Below are 17,148 nucleotides of genomic sequence, written 5' to 3'. Positions count from 1 at the left end.
CATGCTCACGGCGACACCGCTTTCGCAACGCCTCGACGCCCTGTCCGCCGGCCCGTGTCCCGACCTGGTGCTCGACCTGCGCCCCGTGACCTTCATCGACGACAGCGGCCTGCGCCTGCTGTGCCGGGCACGGAACCGGGTACTGGCCCGGCAGGGCAGGTTCCGGCCGGGGGCCGACAGCGGTCGCCTCCTGCGTATCCTGCGGCCCGCCCTGCCGGCAGACGTCTTCGAGATCCTCCCTGACCTGCACACGGAACACTTCGATGCTCCCGAACCGGGCACCGTCTCCGCCGTGGCGGGCTGACTCGATCGGCTTGTGCGGCCGAGTCCTCGCTTGCAGCGGCTCCTGGCTGGGACGACGATCGGAGAGCGGGTGTTTCGCCGCGCCGCTACCACTAAGGCATGTGATGGGTCCCACATCACACCGCGTTGAGGGCGGTCGCCCGGATCCCACCGTGGGGGCGCTGACCCCCAACGGCGACCCGGTGCTTGCCGCACGGTTCGGCGTGCCGGTGGTCCCGAAGACGTTCGTGCGCAGGCCCCGGCTCACAGAGCAGCTGAATGCAGGAGTCCAGGGGCCGCTGACCCTGGTCGACGGGCCTGCCGGAGCGGGCAAGACCCTGCTGGTCGCGGACTGGGTCACGGCAGGGGACCTGCCGGGGCCCGCCGCCTGGCTGACGGTGGAGCCCGAGGACAGCGGTCCCGGCGTCTTCTGGACCTATGTGCTGCACGCCTTCCGGCACCATGGGATCGCCCTGCCCGACCGGATCGGCAGCCCGGCCCGCGCCGGCAAAGTGGACCACTCGCTGCTGACCCGCCTCGCGGCCTGGCTGGACGGGCGGGACGTGCCGGTGATCCTCGTCCTGGACGACTTCGACGGGGCGCCCGGGTCCGCCGAGGTCGCCGATGAACTGCAGTTCGTGCTCCACCACGCGGGCGAGGGCCTGCGCCTGGTGATCATCTGCCGTGCGGAGCCGCTGCTGCCCCTGCACCGCTATCGAGCCGCCGGCGAACTCGTCGACATCCGCAGCGCCGACCTGGCCTTCCGTTCCGAGGAGACGGCGACCCTGGTCGATCGCCACGGGCTGCCGCTGTCGGCGGAGGGGGCGCGTGCACTCACCGAGCGCACGGGCGGCTGGGCGGCCGGACTGCGGCTGTGCGCCCTGGCTGCCGAGCACGCCGATGACCCGGAAGCCTTCCTGAAGGACTTCGAGGCCGGTCAGAGCACCCTCGCGGACTTCCTGCTGGCCGAAGTGCTCCGCACTCGCCCGGCCGAGACCCAGGACCTGCTGCTGCGCACCAGCATCGTCGAGGAAACCCATCCGGATCTGGCCAATGCCCTCACCGGACGGAACGACGCAGAACCCATTCTGGCGGAGCTGCACCGCGCGAACGCGTTCGTCGAGCCCATCGGGCATTCCTGGTACCGGCTGCACCCACTGTTCGCCGAGATCCTGCGGGCCCATCTGCGCGTCCGCCACCCCGGCCTCGAGCCGGAGCTGCACCGGGTAGCCGCCCAGTGGCTGAGCGGGGCGGGCCTGCTGAGCGAGGCCCTGCCGCATGCTGCGGACGCGGGCGACTGGGATCTGGCCGCCGCCGAGTTCATCGACGATCTGGCGATCGGCCGGATGCTCACCGGCCTGGAGGCCGAGCGTCTGGACGGTCTCTTCGCCCCGATGACCCCGCAGGCCTCCGGGCCCGCGACCGACCTGGTGCGCGCGGCGCGCGAACTGACCCGCCACGACGTGGAGCGAGGTGTCGCCTACCTGCATGATGCGGAGGAGAAGCTGCCCGTCGACCCGCGCGAGGCCGCGGCCGCACAATTCAGCTGTGCCGTGTTGCGGGTGTTCGCCGCCCGGGTGGCGGGCTCGGCGGACAAGGCCGAGAAGGCGGCCGCGGCGGCAGGGGAAGCCGCGCGTGCGCTGCCTGCCGACCGGCTGGAGCAGCGCCCGGAGCTGACGGCTCTCATGCTCACCGACCTCGGATCGGCCCAGCTGTGGGCCGGCCGCTTCGATGCCGCTCGTTCGACGCTGTCCGCCGCCGTCCAGGCCGCCGAGGTGCCGTCGACGGCCTTCCCCCGGCATGAAGCCCTCGGCCGACTGGCACTGATCGACTATCTGCACGGCTGGCCCGGCCACGCCGAGTCGCATGCCAGGGCGGCGATCTCCGAGGCTGAGCACGCCGCCCTGCCGGCGTCCGTGCGCACGGGGGTGGCCGACCTCGTACTGGCCGCCGTCGCCATCGACCGGGGCGACCTCGTGGCAGCGCGCCGCCACCTCGAGCAGGCCGTCGCCTCGTCCGCCGCGTCCCGCGATCCCATCGTGGCCGTCGAACTGGCGCTGCTGCGTTCCGGGATGCGGCTTGCGAAGGGGGATCCCCAGGGGGCGCTCCAAGACCTCGACGCGATGGCGGAGAAGCCGCTGGCCTCTGCGGACCCTTCCCCCTGGGTGAACGACCGGATCGCGATGGCCCGGGCCGCCGTACGACTGGCCGAGGACGACCCCCGGGCCGCGGTGCAGGTCTTCGAGGACCAGCCGCCGCACACCCCGGAGGGCCTGGTGGCCGAGGCCCGGGCGCGCCTGGCTGCCGGTGCGGGCGAGCGGGCACTGGACATCCTCGACGCACTCTCCGACGACCCCCGCCGCGGACCGGCCATCACGGCCCGGGCTCTGCTGGCCCGGGCACAGGCCCTCGACTCCATGGGCGATGCCGCCGCCGCGGAGAGCCTGGTCGTACGGGCCCTGGCGGTTTCCCGGCCGCTTCAACTGCGGCGCCCTTTCCTGGAAGCCGGACCGTGGCTCGGGCGATTGCTGAGCCGCCGGCCCGCGCTCACGCAGGGACATGACTGGCTGGCCACCACGCCGGAGGGCCGCTCCCCTGCCCCGCGTCCGAAGCAGGGATCCGTGATCCCTTCCCCGGAGCCCCTCAGCGACCGGGAGCGGGAGGTGCTCGGGCGGGTGGCGCAGCTGATGTCCACGGACGAGATCGCTGACGATCTTCATGTGTCGGTCAACACGGTCAAGACGCACCTGAAGAGCATCCACAGCAAGCTGGCCGTGAGCCGGCGTGGAGAGGCGGTCCGCCGGGCCCGGGAACTGGGCCTGCTGTGACCCTGAGCAGCACAGACGGACGGATACGGCCCGTTCACCTTTTCGGGGTGATGTCACCCGTCCCTCGCCGCCGCAGCATGGGGGGACAGAGACACGAAGGACCGGACGACGTCGAGAGAAGCCTGCTCATGCGCTATGAGATCCGCGTCGAGGGGCAGATGTCCGAGACGCTGTCTGCGGCGTTCCCCGAGTTGGACAGCAGCCTCGCACCTCGCCAGACCGTGCTGTCCGGCGAGGTCACCGACGAGGCCCATCTGTACGGTCTGTTGGCGCGGTTCCAGTCGCTCGGTCTGCACGTGGTGGAGATGCGCCGACTCCCGGCGTGAGAAGCAGGACGCCGTACGCACGGCTGGGCCGGCCCCGCTCCGACTCCTCCGGGACGAGGACTTGGAGCGGGGCCGGCCCTGTCGGCTGTCACATGCCCAGCAGCCGCGCCTTGGCGGCGGCGAACTCCGCATCCGTCAGCACTCCTTGGTCGCGCAGTTCGCCGAGCCGCGTGAGCTCGTCGAGCAGGGCGCTGCCCGCGGACGGCTGGGAGGCGGCAGCGGCCGCAGCCGGTGCGGCAGGTGCTGCGGCGGCCTGCTGTGCCTGGAGCTGGTCGATGGCCGCCTGCTGATCCACTTCGTGCTGCTGGGCCTGCGCGGCCCGGCGTCCGGCGGCGTATGCGGTGCCGCCGACCAGAGCGCCACGCAGCAAGGGACGGCGTCGTCCGAGAGGCATCGTCCTGTCCTTTCTGTTCCGCGGTTGTGCTGTGGTCTGCAGGGATCCATCACGTCAGTGTCTGCGGCGTGGCCGTGCCGCTCAGTTCGGCCTCCACCTCGGCGATCTGCTCATGAGGGATACGCACCGTGGCCAGCAGACGGCCGTTGTGACGACGGACCTCCTCGGCGGCCTCGCGGGCCCATACGTTCTCCACCAGCAGGGCGAGGACGGTGGTGTCGGGGTCCATCACCATGGCGATCTCGTTGACGTCGTCGAGGCCGACCATCCCGAGCGTCCGGCGCGCGGCGATGTCGGCGGCCACGTCGCCCAGGTTCGCGATGTCCGACAACTCGGTCCTTCCGATGCGCCCGTCCGGGCCCTTCGTCACCACCAGCGCATCAAGGATGCGGACGTCATTGCGGCGTTCGACTTCCTGCACTGCCGCCAGGAACGAGTCGGGAGGCTGACCGGCCGGGAACGAAAGAATGATCAGGTCGATCGGTCCGAGCATGCTCATGCCGGGGCTCCGTTCTTCCTCGGGCTGTATGCCCTGCGCGGTCAGTGCGAGGCGAGGATCTTCGCCTTGGCCTGCGCGTACTCGGTGTCGGTGATGTCGCCGTGGTCGTGCAGCCCGGCGAGCTTGGCCAGTTCGTCCGCACTGGTCCGCTCGGGTGCGGGGGTCTCGGCGGCGGCTTCCTGGACGTAGGAGCGGAAGGCCTGCTCCTGCCGCTGCATCTGGCGCCGGTCGCGCTCGCCCATGCCGCGCCCGCGGGCGATCAGATAGACGAAGACGCCGAGGAACGGCAGCACGCAGACGGAGAGCGTCCAGCCGGCCTTGCCCCACCCGCTCATGCGGTCGTCGCGGAAGATGTCCCCGATTACGCGGAAGAGCAGCACGAACCACATGATCCACAGGAAGAAATAGAGCATGGTCATGAACGCGCTGAGGAGAGGGTAGTCCGAGCTTGCGAGGGGGTAGTCCACGGTTGCCTCCACGTGTCGACCGCCGTGATGGCGCGGCGGTGCCAGGCCTTACCTGTTCCACGCTGCGCCCGCAGGGCCGGAGGTCACATCACCCGGTGCGGGTGGGGTGCGGCCGGCGGCCGTGGCAGCGCGCCCATTTGCGCCCGCCTCCGCAGAGGCAGGGGGCGTTGTGGGGCCGCCGTGCGTCGGCGGCCGCGTACTGCCGCATGATCAGGGCGGGCGGCAGGTTCTGGCGGAGGAGCGCCGCCATGGTGCGCATGCCCAGCAGGTACCGCGGTTCGACGAAGTCGTAGCAGGAGTAGACGTCCCCGTTGTGTTCCAGGGCGAGGGCGCGGCCGCAGGTCTCGGAGTGCACGCACAACGAGGGCGGCACGTGCAGTCCAGGTTGCAGATCGCTCCGGTGGGCTTGGCCAGCAGATGGAAGAGGTGTCGCGGGGCCGCGGGGTCGGGGCGCCGGACGGTGGGGGCTGGCAGCCATACGGTGCTCTTGGCTCCCAGCGTGCCAGCGCGATCCGGCCGGGGGGGCACCCGTGGTGGGTGATCCCCCGGCCGGAGAATGCCGTGGTCAGGGAATCAGGATGATGAAGATCGCGCAGACGACGATGTTGACCAGTCTCCCGCCTCCCAGTTCTTGATCGCCGCGGCGGCCAACACGCCGACCAGCGCGTACTGGATGATGCTGCCGCTCGATCCTGAGTCGCCGCACCCAGGTCGAACGCCGAGGCGATGGAGAAGGTGATCGCCGTGCCGACCGTCGTGGCGAGTGCGACACCGGCGAGGAAGCCGGCCGACACCCGGACGGCTCGGGCGCGGTGACGAAGATGATCGCCGACATGATCTGGGGTCCGACCACCATCGTCACGGCCAGGGGCAGACGTTGATTCCGTCCACGGAGCACCCCGCCGGCCTCGGCGGCGGCGCGGCATGTCAGACGGCCAGCACCTTGGTCTTGGCCCGCTCGTACTCGGCATCGGTGATGGCGCCCTGATCGTGCAGGGCGGCCAGCCTGCCGAGTTCGTCCGCCTTGGTGGCCCCGGCCGTCGGGCCCGGGGCGGCGGCCTGCTGAACGTACGAGCGGAACGCCTGTTCCTGGGCCCGGGCCCGGCGCATCTCGCGCTCGCCCATCCCGCGCCCGCGGGCGACCAGATAGACGAGGACGCCGAGGTACGGCAGCGCACAGACCAGCAGGGTCCAGCCGGCCTTGGCCCAGCCGCTGAGCGCGTCGTCCCGGAAGATGTCTCCGACCACGCGGAACAGCAGCATGAACCACATGATCCACAGGAAGAACCAGAGCATGGTCAGGAACGCGTCGAGCAGGGGGTAGTCCATGGATGCCTCCGCACGCCGGTGGCCGCGACGACGGCTGCGCGACCGGTGAGGGCCTGCGCCTCACACGATGCGCCCGGCCTCGCCCGTACGGCATCACCCCGTGCGGGTGGGCCACGGACCTCGGGGCGGGACGGCGAAGTCTCAAGAGGCGTCGTGCGGTTGCGGTGGGGGTGCCCGCTCCGCGTCCAGCATGGCGCGGCCGCCGGCTGCGAGGAGCGCCAGGAGTGCCAGGACGGCGAGCAGGACGAGGCAGAGCAGCACGATCGTGAGCACGGTGGGGTGGTTCCACAGCGCGAAGACCAGAGCCACGATCAGCAGGGCGGCCAGCGCGATCCACCGGCGGTAGGTCTGCGCCCAGACGCCGATCTTTCCGGTGCGGACCTGATGCGCGTATGCCCAGGTGGCGGCGGAGTCCGCGGTGCGTTCGGAGGTACTGCGGATGGCCACCGGCAGCCGTCCGGGACCGATCAGGTAGGCGCCGAGCGCGATCACGATCCCCAGCACGATCGCTGTGCGCAGGCTGACCTTCAGGAAGTGCAGCAGGGTGTCGAAGATGGCTGCCGCGGCCGCCTCCGACTGCACCTGGGGCGGGAGGTGGTCCAGGTAGTAGCGGCGTGCGAGGACCAGGACGATGGCCACCACCAGGCAGGCGAAGGCCGCGCCGAGGGCGGTACGGGCCAGGGCGCGCCGCCTGCGGCGGGCCAGGAACACTCCGGCGGCGCCGATCAGGACGACGAGGACGGGGAACCAGTTGCCGATCACGTCCAGGGCATGGGCACCCTTGCGGATCTTGGAGAGCTGGTCGGACTGGATCAGCACCAGCTGCTTGTTGACGTCGGGGATCTTCTCGGCCGGGGACAGACCAGCGGCGACCAGCTGCTGTTTCACCTGGTCGACGGCGGTTCCGACGTCGAGTGTGACCGTGCCGTCACTGACGCCCAAGGCGCCGCGCCCCTCCCCGGTGAGCACGTGCACCACGGCGCTGTGTGCCCTTCGGTTGGCGTTTGTCCACACCGTGGCGAAGGCGTCGCTGTGCACCACCCTGGTGACGACCTTCGTGACCGCGCTATCGGTGGCGGAATCGATCTGCGGTCCCAGCCCTCGTACCGCGGCGGTGGCCCGTGGCGGCAGACCCTGGGAGTGCAGCCAGCCGGCGAGCTCCGCGGCGGCCTGGTTACCGTCGACACGTACGTCCGCCGCCTTGGAGATCCGCTTGACGGCCGCATCCTGGATCGCCGGGTCGGTGGCCAGCGGGGAGACCGTGGACACGTACCGGTCGGTGTCGAGCGCGATGTCGTGGACCCACACCGTGAGCAGCGCGACGGGGACGAGGATGCAGGTCAGCACGATCAGTACGGCGGATGCCGTCGCGCGGACGGTCCTCCCGGGTGCGGGGCTCATGCGAACTCCAGCTTCTGCGGCGGCGTTCTTCTGCCTCCTCTCCATTGCCGCCGAGCATCCGGCAGAGCGCACACCGGGCAGGTCCGTACGAGTGAGGATTCGCGCTGATGGCTTGGCTCGGGACCAGTACGTCGGTGCCGATCACGTCGGTGCCGTGTCCGCGGCGTGACGGGCGCGTCGGCCGGCCGAGCGCAGCGCCAACGCCACGGCGACCTCCGCGACGCCGAGCAGCACCAGCCAGAGTCCGAGCAGCCGGGCGAGAGCCACGGCCGACTCGGCCGGGTAGCCGAGCACGACGACGCCGGCGACGACACCGAGGGTTCCGACGCCGAACGTGAGGCCGCGGTGTAGCCGGCCGCGGTCCGCGATCGCGATGTACACCGTCACCAGCCCCGACAGCAGCCAGAACACCCCCACGACGAGGGACAGCGCGGCGATGGTCTGCAGCGGGTGGCGCAGGCACACCACCCCGACCAGGACGGAACCGAAGGCCAGGAGGATGCGCATCAGCCGGCTGCCGCCGTCCCGGTACGAACGCGAGAAGGCGGACACGAACGAGAAGACGCCCCCGAGCAGGAAGTGCAGACCGATCACGACGGCCAGCACATGCAGCGTCTCCTTCGGCCACACGAGCACGACGACGCCCGGGACCAGGGTCGCCAGGGCCCAGCCGAGCGCCCACAGCCATGCGTCCCCGATGTCCGCCAGGATGTCCTGGGCGTCGGCCGGTGCGGGCGTGGGTGTCGAGGTCATGGTGTCGCCTCCGACGTCGAATGTGGGAGCCCTGTGATCACCCGCGCCGGGTGAGAGCGCCTCACATCCGCTGATCGGTGACGTCGTCGCGCCGCACCACGCACAGCGCCCAGATGATGAACGAGAACATCGCGATCAGCGTCAGCGACCAGACCGGGTAGTAGGGCACGGACAGGAAGTTGGCCACGATCAGCAGCGCCGCTATGGCCACACCACCGACCCTGGCCCAGGTGGCCGCGGTGAACAGGCCGAGGCTCACGATCACCGCGACCGCCCCGAGTGCCAAGTGGATCCAGCCCCAGCTGGTCAGGTCGAACTTGAAGACGTAGTTGGGGGTGTTGACGAAGACATCGTCATTGGCGATCGCCATGATGCCGCGGAAGATGTCGAGGAAGCCGGTGATGAACAGCATCACCGCGGCGAACACGGTCAGGCCGGAAGCGGCGGCCATCGTAGTGGGCGAGTGCCGGGGAGGAGTAACGGTGCTGGCCATGGCCGGCCTCCATTCCTCACGGGGGCTGCTGTCGCAGCCGTTCACCCCCGAGCCTGCACCCGGCCCGCCGCGCCGTGATCACCCGGAGAGGGTGAGGTCGCGCCGGTCTCCTTCCTGCTGTGCTGGGATTGCACTCCCACCAGCCCGAGGAGGCTGAGATGGCTGCTGAGTTCCGGGGAGGATCGCGCAGGGCATCCAGCCCCAGGCGCCGGACGGGGCACCCAACGTCCTCTACATCGTCTGGGAGGACGTGGGCTTCGGGACCTTCGACTTCTTCGGTGGCCTGGTCCGGGCCCCGGCAATGCGCCGCATCGCGGACGCGGGGGTGCGCTTCACGAACTTCCACACCACCGCCCTGTGCTCGCCCACCCGGTCGTGCCTGATGACCGGCCGCAACGCCACCAGCAGCGGCATGGCCTGCGTCACCGAGATCACCAACGGCTTCCCCGACAGCAACGGCCGCATCCCGATGGAGAACGCCGACATTGCGCAGGTGCTGGTCGACGTCAGCGGTCAGCCCTTCGCCGACCTGGAGAAGCAGGCCGGCGGCGCGTTCATGCGCGACTAGCGGGCGGGCGTGCAGCGACGGCCGGAAGGAGGACCGCACGATGAGCAGTGGCGCCTGGACCGTGGTGGCGGTGGCGGGCGTCACCGCCGCGTACGCCCTCGGATCGCGTCGGCTGTCGACCACACCCGTCACCTCGGCGATCGTGTTCACCGGATGCGGCATCCTCATCGGTCCCGCCGTCCTCGACATCGTCGGCATCGAACATGACTCCGCGCCCCTCACGGCCCTGCTGGAAGCCGCCCTGACCCTGGTGCTGTTCACCGACGCCATGACCGTACGGCGACGCGACCTGGCCACGGGCGGCTTCCTGCCCGGCCGACTGCTGGGCATCGGCCTCCTGCTGAGCATCGCCGCGGGCTGGCTGCTGGCCTGGCCGCTGCTGCCGGGGCTGACCGCATGGGAGCTGGCTCTGGTGGGCGTGATCCTCGCCCCCACCGACGCCGCCCTGGGCAAGAGCGCCATGTCCGATCCCCAGGTGCCCGCACTGGTCCGCGCGGGCCTCAATGTGGAGAGCGGCCTCAACGACGGGATGGTGCTGCCGTTCTTCGTCGTCTTCCTGGCGGCCATCCCCGGCACGTCCTACGCGCACGAGGGCGTAGCGGGCACCTTCTGGCGGTCCCTGCTCCTCAGCAGCGCGCTGGGCCTGCTGGTCGGCGGCTGCGGCGGGCGGCTGCTGCAGGCGGCACGGGCCCGCGGCTGGGTCGCTCCTGAGTGGCGGCAGGTCCTTGTCCTCGCCGTCGCCGCGGGCTCGTACGAACTGGCTGTGATCACCGACGGCAGCGGCTTCATCGCCGCCTGGGTCGCCGGGTTCGCCTTCGGATACGCCCTTCGGCGCTTCCCCGTCGCCACCGGCACCGAGCCGCGGAGCGGGGACGACACCTCCGAGTTCGCAGAGAACCTGGCGGGTCTGCTGGCGTCGGTCAGCCTGATGCTCTTCGGCGCGGTGCTGCTGGGACCTACGCTGCAGCACCTGACCTGGAAGATCGTGCTCTACGCCGTGCTCAGCCTGACCGTGGTGAGAATGCTTCCCGTGGCCGTCTCCTTGCTCGGCAGCGGTCTGCGGCCGCCGACGGTCGCCTACATCGGATGGTTCGGGCCGCGCGGTCTGGCCTCCGTCGTACTGGCCCTGCTCGTGGTGGAGGAGCATGTGCCGGGGACGCAAGAGATCGGCCGGGTGGTCGCTGCAACCGTGGCGCTCAGCGTGCTGCTGCACGGCGTGTCGGCCGTGGCGCTCGCCGAGCGGTACGGCGCCTGGTTCCGGCGCGCGGGCGCCGCTGCCGGGCGTGAGCTGCGGGAAGGCGCCGTGGCGCCGGAGAGTCCGGCGCTGTCCGCCGGGCCCCGTGCTACGCGGTGAGGTCGGTCCTCGCCGTCACCTGTCCGGCGGCCACGGCATCGGCCAGCGCCCGGTGATCGCGCTCGTTCTGATCGGCGTAGGCCTGCGCGAAGCGAGCCAGCGCCCGGTCGAAGGTGTCACCGCGACCGAGATAGGCGCCGATGGCGATCGGATCGCCGGACCGGGCATGGGCGCGCGCCAGCGAGGCGCCGCACAGCCGGCCGAAGAGCGCCAGGGTCGCGGGATCCATGGTCTCCGGCTGGGCGATGCCCTTCCAGTCCCGCAACTGCCGTACGTAGAAGTCGCGTTCGCGGCCGTCGATCCCCGTCATGTGCTTCCAGCCGAGGAAGATGTCGCTGGCGGCCTGCATCAGCCGCTGACCGGCCACCACCCGCTCGCCCTGGTTGTCGTACACGCTCGCGCCGCTGTAGGGGGCGAGGACCGAGTTGCCTGCCTCCTTGGCCTGCAGCAGCAACGGATCCTCGTCGTCCCGGCCCAGCAGCAGAATGATCCAGCAGCGGGTGCCTACGCTGCCGACTCCGACCACCTTGCGCGCCATGTCGACCACGTGGAACCGGCCCAGAAGGTGCTGCCGCTCCGACGACAGGGTGCGTGAGTAGTCCGCGACCAGGGCGCGCAGGGTCTGTTGCAGCTCGTCGCCCTCGGTGCCGGGCAGCAGCTCGTCGAGCGGTGTGATGAGCGGGGGGTCGGAGATGATCCGGGGCCGGCCGTCGACCAGCCGGGTCAGCTTCCCGGCGGCCTGCCGACTGGTCCGGGTACGGGCCTTGGCCGATGCGGTGTCGACCCGCCGACGCTCGCTGCGGCTCAGTCGCTCGGAGAGGATCGCCTCGACCTGGGCGGCGTCGTCGCGGGCGTACCAGACGTCGAGGGTGCGCATCCCCGCGAACTCCCGCATCCGTTCTCGGTAGGCCCGGACGCTCTCGCGCACGACCGTGGCGCACTCCGATTCCGGGAACGAGTTGGCGCGACCGGCGATCACCAGGCTCGCGGCGAGCCGTTTGACGTCCCACTCGAAGGGGCCCGGCAGGGTCTCGTCGAAGTCGTTGATGTCGAAGACCAGATGCCGCTCGGGGGAGGCCAGCAGCCGGAAGTTCAGCAGATGGGCGTCACCGCACAGTTGGGCCATGAGTCCGGTGTGCGGGGACGCGCCCAGATCGGACGCCATGATCGACGCCGCGCCGCGGTAGAAGCGGAACGGCGATTCGAGCATCCGGCCGTACCGGATCGGGACGAGTTCCGGGACTCGGGTGGCGGACTGCCGCTCGATGATGTCGACGGGATCGGGGCGCTTGGCGTCCGGCTCGAAGACGGCGTGGGCGGAGCGCGGCAGCAAGGCCCGCGTTTCCTTGCCCAGCGCCGCGCGCTCGGACGAGGACGAAGGACTCTCGTTCATCGTGACCATGACCGTCCCTCCTTTCTGGCATCGTCGCGGTTCGCTGCCCGCGTGGGATCACCCCGGGCAGGTGATGTGCCGGCCGGGGTGGGGCGGTGTGATGCCCCTGTGCGCAGTGCCGAGACTCCCGCTCGGACGGCCGGGCCGGGCGACCGCCGCCCCGGGCCGGTGCAGAGGTGGACGGCTCGTCTGGCGCTGCTGATCGCGACCGCGGCGATCGTGCTGCTGCTGGCGGCTGCCGGGATCAGGAGCGTTGCCCTGCTGCTCGTCGGTCTGGCGGGACTCGCTGTGACGGCGGCCGCTGCGTGGTGGGCGCTCACCCATCACGGCCTGCTCCGGGCGCTTTCCTCCGCCCTGGCCTCGGTGGTGCCGCTCGCCGTACTGGTGTACTACGCCGCACTGCACCTGCTGTGGGCCGCGCTGTCGGCGCTCGCCCTGGCGGCCGTGGCAAGGGTGACCGGACGGGCCGCCCTCGGCGCGGAGGAGCGTCCTGCGGGGCCGCCACAGCAGCGAACTCCGCCACCGAAGGCTCCGTTCCTCATCATGAACCCCCGCTCGGGCGGCGGAAAGGTCGGCAGTTTCCACCTCGTGGAGAGGGCCCGGGCGCTCGGTGCCGAGGTAGCCGTGCTGGACCCCGCTCACCCGCAGGACGTCGCCGCGCTGGCCCGCCGAGCCGTGGCCGAGGGCGCGGACCTGCTGGGCGTCGCCGGAGGGGACGGCACCCAGGCGCTGGTCGCAGGGGTGGCCGCACAGCACGACGTACCGTTCATGGTGATCCCGGCGGGCACTCGCAACCACTTCGCGCTGGATCTCGGCCTGGACCGTACCGACCCCTCGAGGTGCCTCGACGCCCTCACCGACGGAGTCGAACTCCGCATCGACCTCGGCTTCGTCTCCGACCGGGTCTTCGTCAACAACGCGTCCTTCGGTGTGTATGCGCAGGTCGTGCAGAGCGACGCCTACCGTGACGACAAGGTGGGCACGATCCTGCAGCAGCTCCCGGAGCTGCTGACCCACCGGTCCGGACCGCTGCTGACCGTGCACGTCGGCCACGTGCTCTTGGACGCCCCGCAGGCGGTGCTGGTCAGCAACAACCCCTACCAGGTGGACGATGCGGCCGGCCTCGGTCGCCGTACCCAGCTGGATTCCGGCGCGCTCGGCGTCCTCGGTGTCAACGTCGACAACGCGGCCCAGGCGGTCGACCTGCTGCGCGGCCGACACGCCCGCGGGCTCACCGCGTTGACCGCGACCGACGTGGTCGTGGACGCCGATGCTGCCGAGATACCGGTCGGCGTCGACGGCGAGGCCCTCGTCCTGCCCACCCCCGTCACCTGCCGCATCGCGCCGGGTTCGCTGCGGGTGCGGGTGCCCAGCGGCCGGCCGGGGCCGCCCCGGGCGAATCCACCGACGGACTGGCGAGCCCTGGGCCGGCTTGCCTTCGCACGCCGTACCGCGGCCGCGGCGCGCTGACCGCGGCCGGCGGGAACCGGTCGTCGCGGCTATCGGTGCGGCACCTGAGCATCCAGCACCGCTCGGGGGACACGACGCGGCGTGGTGGGGCCCTCCGGGCCGTAGCCGAGCCGGATCGGCATCTGAGCATGCCCGATGTGGGGAGGGTCCGAGCTGAGGAAGCGGCGCAGGTCGAGCCGTTCCATCGGCTGGTGCAGCAGCGACGCACGCAGCCCCAGGGCGGTGGCCACGAGCGGGACCGTGTCCGAGTGCCTCTCCCGCCCGCAGCCAGTCCGAACGACAGTCGTGCCCGGTCCTGAGCAGGGCGATGGCCGGGGCGGTCTCGAAGTCGTGGGCGGGCAGGCGCCCGGGGTGGCGTGTGGCGGTGAAGTCCCGCATTGGCATATCCACCGCAACACGGTCGTCTATCGCATCGCCCTGATCGCGGGACTGCTGCTCGGCGGCGCGGTGCTCGCGGTCGTCCACATGCTCTGGCGCCGGGCCCGCACGCTGGCCGCCGCGGCGATGGACGCGGCGTGCATGCCCGCGCGCGACGGCCTGGTCGTCATGGAGGACGAAGCCCCCGACGCCTACGCACTCCCCGGACTGCCTGGCCGGATCGTCGTATCCACCGGCATGCTGCACACCCTGCACGAGACCGAGCACGACATCCTGCTCGCCCACGAGCGCGCCCATCTCGCGGCTCACCACTACGCCTTCGTCGCCCCGGCCCAGCTCGGCGCCGCCGCCAACCCGCTCCTGCGCCCGCTCGCCACCGCCGTCACGTACACCATCGAACGCTGGGCCGACGAGAGCGCGGCCACCTCGACCGGCGACCGCACCCGCGTCGCCCGCACCGTCGGCAAGGCCGCACTCGCCGCCCACCGCGCCCCGGCCTTCGCCCGCGCCACCGGCGCCGCACTGGGCATCCTGGGCCGCCGCGGCCGCCTCGCGGGCGCCGGCCCGGTACCCGACCGGATCGACGATGCGGTGCACCACCTGCTGCGGGCCGGCCGCGACGACGACGCCGCGGAGCTGATGCTGCGTAACGCGGAGACCTGGTTCTTCCCGCGCGGGGCCGCGGCGACCTATCTGCAGTTCGGCGAGCGGTTGCCCATCCGGGCGGTGGCCCCGGCGCTGGCGTTCTCGCTGGCCTACACGGCCGCGCTCTGCGGCGATCAGGAGTGGGTGAACCGCTGGCTGGACGTCTGTGAGGCGAGTGGTACGCCCGACATCGTCGTCCCCGGTTGGCACAACTTCCGCAGCGCCGTGCTCTGCGTGCGTGCGGGCTTCGGCATGTCGGATGCCGAGGCCGCCCGATCCGTCGCCATGGTGCAGCAGGCGCTGCGCGAGGAAACCGAGGCAGGCGCCGCCGGGCATCCGACCGTACGCGCGGCACTGGGGGCCATGCTGGCTCGCGACGGGCGATTCGACGAGGCCGCCACGCTGCTGCTCCACCTTTGGTCGTCGCCGACGCACCGCAAGGCGTGGCCGCCGTCGCTGATGCTTCAGGGCGCCGGCACGCTGACGATCAGCCTCGTCGAAGCCGGCCGCGGCGAGGACTGCGACCGGGTGCTGCGCGAGGCCCGTCCGCTCGCCGACGCCGTCGAGCGCGACGGGCGGGAGACGAGTACGCCGGGGCTGGCCCCGCTGCGCATCGCCCAGGCCAGGCGTAGCTACCAGAACGCGGACATGGAGGCGGCCACCGCTCTGCTGCCCCGCGCCGTCGCCCTCGCCGAACTTCACCCGCGGCCTACCGTGCTCTTCCTCGGCCTGCTCTATCTCGCCGACGCCGAGCTCGCCTGCGGGGACCGCCCCGCCGCCCGTGCCGCATTGACGCGAGCCCGCGAGGTGGTGGACGAGGAGCCGATGAGCGGCTACGCGAGGCGGCGGCTCGAGGAGAGCGAGGCCCGGTTGGGCCGGGCCGGCGCCCGAACCGCCGTACGCTCCGGTGCTCTCCCGGAGGAACTGACCGACCGGGGGTTGTCCATCCTGCGGGCACTGCAGGGGTCGGCGACCCAGCGGGAGATCGGGGCAGCAATGTTCCTGTCGATCAACACGGTCAAGGCGTACAACAAGAGCCTCTACCGCAAGCTCGGCGTCGCCTCCCGGTACGACGCCGTCACAACTGCACGTGAACTCGGCTTGATCTGACCCCACGCCGGGTACTCATCCGGGGCGGGTGGTGCGGTGCCGTCCGGGCTGCGTGTTCCCTGTGCGCATGGCCCCTCCCCGTTACGAGCTGACGCTGCGCGGACCGATCTCCCGCACCGTGCTGGACGTGATCCGGACCAGGTTCGACCAGGTGTCGACGCCGGGCGCGTACGGCACCGTACTGATCGTCGAGAACGTCGACCAGGCGTCGGTACGCGCCCTGCTGACCCTGCTCTGGGACACCGGCCACGACGTACTGACCTTCGAAGAGACGACGACCCCAGAGTCCCCGAACAACGGTTGTGCTACCGGTAGTTGAGCTCGGCGAGTTCGGTGGCGAGCTTCCGGGGCATCGCTGTGCGGCCGAGCAGGGGAAGCGCGATGTTGCGTGCCCCGCGAGCCATCGGGTTGCGTGTGGTGGCCACTCGGGTCATCCGGTGGGTGAAGGCGACCACCCGCTGGGCGACGCGGCGGCGTTGCGCCTCGTAGCCGTCGAGCTGCCCGGTGGCGAACGCCCGGCCGAGCGTGTAGCCGTCCTGGATGCCGGTGTTCATGCCCTGGCCGCCGGCCGGGCTGTGGACATGGGCAGCGTCGCCGGCCAGCAGCAGACGGCCGGCGCGGTAGCGGTCGGCGACCCGGTGGTGCACACGGAACCGTGACGACCATGCCAGGCCGGTGACTTTGGCCTGGCCGGGGGCGCGTTCGTCGAGCAGACGCTGGACGAAGTCGATGTCCGGTGTGGCGGGCGCGTCGTCCACGGTGGCGACGACCCGGTAGTGGCCGCCGGGGAGCGGGGCAACGACGGTGAGTCCCGCAGTACCGAAGGTGAGCGAGACCTCGCTGGGGCCCGGGGCCCAGTCCATCACGACGTCGGCGAGTACGAAGGACTCGGCGTACGCGTTTCCGGTGAAGCCGATGCCGGCCGCTTCGCGCACGGTGCTGTGCATGCCGTCGGCGCCGACGGCGTACGCGGCGCGCAGCGTCTCGCCGGTGGTCATGGTGAGCGTCACGCCGTCCTCGTCCTGGACGACGGAGGCGACCTCGTAGGGGCGGTGCACGTCACCACCGAGCGCGCGCAGCCGGTCCAGCAGCACGCTCTCGGTCTCGTACTGGGGAACCATCAGCGTGTACGGGTGGGGCGTGGGCAGCCGGTCGAACGGCACGGTCAGCAGCCGGTGGGCGCCGTCGCGGACGGCGAACCGGGTGACCTGAACGCCTCGCGCGATCAGCTCCTTGGAGGCTCCGAGCTCGTCCAGGACTTCCAGGGTGCGGGCGTGGACGACGGCGGCGCGCGAGGTGTTCGCGCCCTCGGTCAGCCGGTCCAGGACGACGAAGTCGATGCCGGCGGAAGCGAGCGTGACGGCGAGCGCCAGGCCGGTCGGGCCGCCGCCCACGATCGCGACATCGGTACGGCCGGGGAGTTCGGTGGTGTTCATGTCGTGGTTTTCCCTTTCAGGA

19 protein-coding genes are annotated in these 17,148 nt (G+C 71.4%); 8 read left to right on the top strand and 11 right to left on the bottom strand.

All coding sequences use genetic code 11. From position 1 onward, the window contains the following. Position 1 precedes the first annotated feature (1 nt). The 3 genes from IH68_RS49420 to IH68_RS0101180 all read left to right on the top strand — a co-directional run bounded on the left by IH68_RS49420 (position 2) and on the right by IH68_RS0101180 (position 3,436). A complete protein-coding gene (locus IH68_RS49420; protein ID WP_051833048.1) occupies positions 2-304 on the top strand; it encodes an STAS domain-containing protein in 303 nt (100 codons plus the stop codon). Between the two features lie 151 nt (positions 305-455). After that, on the top strand, positions 456-3,110 hold the full coding sequence (locus IH68_RS0101185; protein ID WP_051833046.1) for a LuxR C-terminal-related transcriptional regulator: 2,655 nt from the start codon (positions 456-458) through the stop codon (positions 3,108-3,110). Positions 3,111-3,238: 128 nt separating this feature from the next. After that, positions 3,239-3,436, top strand: coding sequence for a hypothetical protein (locus tag IH68_RS0101180; protein WP_030926998.1), 198 nt, complete (start codon positions 3,239-3,241; stop codon positions 3,434-3,436). A gap of 88 nt (positions 3,437-3,524) precedes the next feature. On the opposite strand, the gene IH68_RS0101175 is transcribed toward IH68_RS0101180, so the two are convergent. From IH68_RS0101175 to IH68_RS0101140, 8 genes are all read right to left on the bottom strand, one after another. Next, the gene (locus IH68_RS0101175; protein WP_030926996.1) at positions 3,525-3,830 is read right to left on the bottom strand and encodes an SHOCT domain-containing protein; all 306 of its coding nucleotides are present in this window, start codon (positions 3,828-3,830) and stop codon (positions 3,525-3,527) included. A gap of 49 nt (positions 3,831-3,879) precedes the next feature. Continuing rightward, positions 3,880-4,329: a DUF6325 family protein gene (locus IH68_RS0101170; protein WP_030926994.1), complete on the bottom strand. Its 450-nt coding sequence runs from the start codon at positions 4,327-4,329 to the stop codon at positions 3,880-3,882. Between the two features lie 41 nt (positions 4,330-4,370). Beyond that, positions 4,371-4,748 carry an SHOCT domain-containing protein gene (locus IH68_RS0101165; protein ID WP_051833094.1) on the bottom strand — a complete coding sequence of 126 codons (378 nt, stop codon included), beginning with the start codon at positions 4,746-4,748 and terminating at the stop codon, positions 4,371-4,373. Positions 4,749-4,884: 136 nt separating this feature from the next. Continuing rightward, on the bottom strand, positions 4,885-5,151 hold the full coding sequence (locus IH68_RS0101160) for an SEC-C metal-binding domain-containing protein (protein ID WP_030926991.1): 267 nt from the start codon (positions 5,149-5,151) through the stop codon (positions 4,885-4,887). A gap of 572 nt (positions 5,152-5,723) precedes the next feature. Then, positions 5,724-6,125 carry an SHOCT domain-containing protein gene (locus IH68_RS0101155; RefSeq protein WP_030926989.1) on the bottom strand — a complete coding sequence of 134 codons (402 nt, stop codon included), beginning with the start codon at positions 6,123-6,125 and terminating at the stop codon, positions 5,724-5,726. A 141-nt stretch (positions 6,126-6,266) separates the two neighbouring features. After that, positions 6,267-7,526 (bottom strand): hypothetical protein, encoded by a 1,260-nt coding sequence (locus IH68_RS0101150; protein ID WP_037884424.1) that lies wholly within the window; start codon positions 7,524-7,526, stop codon positions 6,267-6,269. 141 nt (positions 7,527-7,667) lie between these two features. After that, positions 7,668-8,279 carry a DUF308 domain-containing protein gene (locus tag IH68_RS0101145; RefSeq protein ID WP_037884423.1) on the bottom strand — a complete coding sequence of 204 codons (612 nt, stop codon included), beginning with the start codon at positions 8,277-8,279 and terminating at the stop codon, positions 7,668-7,670. A gap of 61 nt (positions 8,280-8,340) precedes the next feature. Then, positions 8,341-8,772 carry a DUF7144 family membrane protein gene (locus IH68_RS0101140; protein WP_030926983.1) on the bottom strand — a complete coding sequence of 144 codons (432 nt, stop codon included), beginning with the start codon at positions 8,770-8,772 and terminating at the stop codon, positions 8,341-8,343. Between the two features lie 181 nt (positions 8,773-8,953). Between IH68_RS0101140 and IH68_RS0101135 the strand changes: the two genes are divergently transcribed. Continuing rightward, positions 8,954-9,340 carry a sulfatase-like hydrolase/transferase gene (locus IH68_RS0101135; RefSeq protein WP_107057375.1) on the top strand — a complete coding sequence of 129 codons (387 nt, stop codon included), beginning with the start codon at positions 8,954-8,956 and terminating at the stop codon, positions 9,338-9,340. Between the two features lie 40 nt (positions 9,341-9,380). Then, a complete protein-coding gene (locus tag IH68_RS0101130; protein WP_030926979.1) occupies positions 9,381-10,694 on the top strand; it encodes a cation:proton antiporter in 1,314 nt (437 codons plus the stop codon). On the opposite strand, the gene IH68_RS0101125 is transcribed toward IH68_RS0101130, so the two are convergent. Next, complete coding sequence (locus IH68_RS0101125) at positions 10,684-12,096, bottom strand: DUF2252 domain-containing protein (RefSeq protein ID WP_030926977.1); 1,413 nt, start codon at positions 12,094-12,096, stop codon at positions 10,684-10,686. The genes IH68_RS0101130 and IH68_RS0101125 overlap by 11 nt on opposite strands. Positions 12,097-12,255: 159 nt before the next feature. On the opposite strand from IH68_RS0101125, the gene IH68_RS0101120 reads away from it, so the two are divergent. Continuing rightward, the gene (locus IH68_RS0101120; RefSeq protein WP_030926975.1) at positions 12,256-13,557 is read left to right on the top strand and encodes a diacylglycerol/lipid kinase family protein; all 1,302 of its coding nucleotides are present in this window, start codon (positions 12,256-12,258) and stop codon (positions 13,555-13,557) included. Between the two features lie 29 nt (positions 13,558-13,586). On the opposite strand, the gene IH68_RS56950 is transcribed toward IH68_RS0101120, so the two are convergent. Continuing rightward, positions 13,587-13,787 carry a hypothetical protein gene (locus IH68_RS56950; protein WP_030926973.1) on the bottom strand — a complete coding sequence of 67 codons (201 nt, stop codon included), beginning with the start codon at positions 13,785-13,787 and terminating at the stop codon, positions 13,587-13,589. 55 nt (positions 13,788-13,842) lie between these two features. On the opposite strand from IH68_RS56950, the gene IH68_RS0101105 reads away from it, so the two are divergent. Further along, positions 13,843-15,690 (top strand): LuxR C-terminal-related transcriptional regulator, encoded by a 1,848-nt coding sequence (locus tag IH68_RS0101105; protein WP_234341139.1) that lies wholly within the window; start codon positions 13,843-13,845, stop codon positions 15,688-15,690. 67 nt (positions 15,691-15,757) lie between these two features. After that, on the top strand, positions 15,758-16,009 hold the full coding sequence (locus tag IH68_RS0101100; protein WP_234341138.1) for a hypothetical protein: 252 nt from the start codon (positions 15,758-15,760) through the stop codon (positions 16,007-16,009). Here the strand turns inward: IH68_RS0101100 and IH68_RS0101095 are convergent. Continuing rightward, complete coding sequence (locus IH68_RS0101095) at positions 15,996-17,126, bottom strand: FAD-dependent oxidoreductase (RefSeq protein ID WP_030926967.1); 1,131 nt, start codon at positions 17,124-17,126, stop codon at positions 15,996-15,998. The genes IH68_RS0101100 and IH68_RS0101095 overlap by 14 nt on opposite strands. Between the last annotated feature and the right edge of the window lie 22 nt (positions 17,127-17,148).

Source organism: Streptomyces sp. NRRL S-646 (genome assembly GCF_000720765.1).
Lineage (GTDB): Bacteria > Actinomycetota > Actinomycetes > Streptomycetales > Streptomycetaceae > Streptomyces.
Note: the sequence above shows the minus strand (reverse complement) of the source record. Positions and strands in the feature narration are given on the sequence as shown.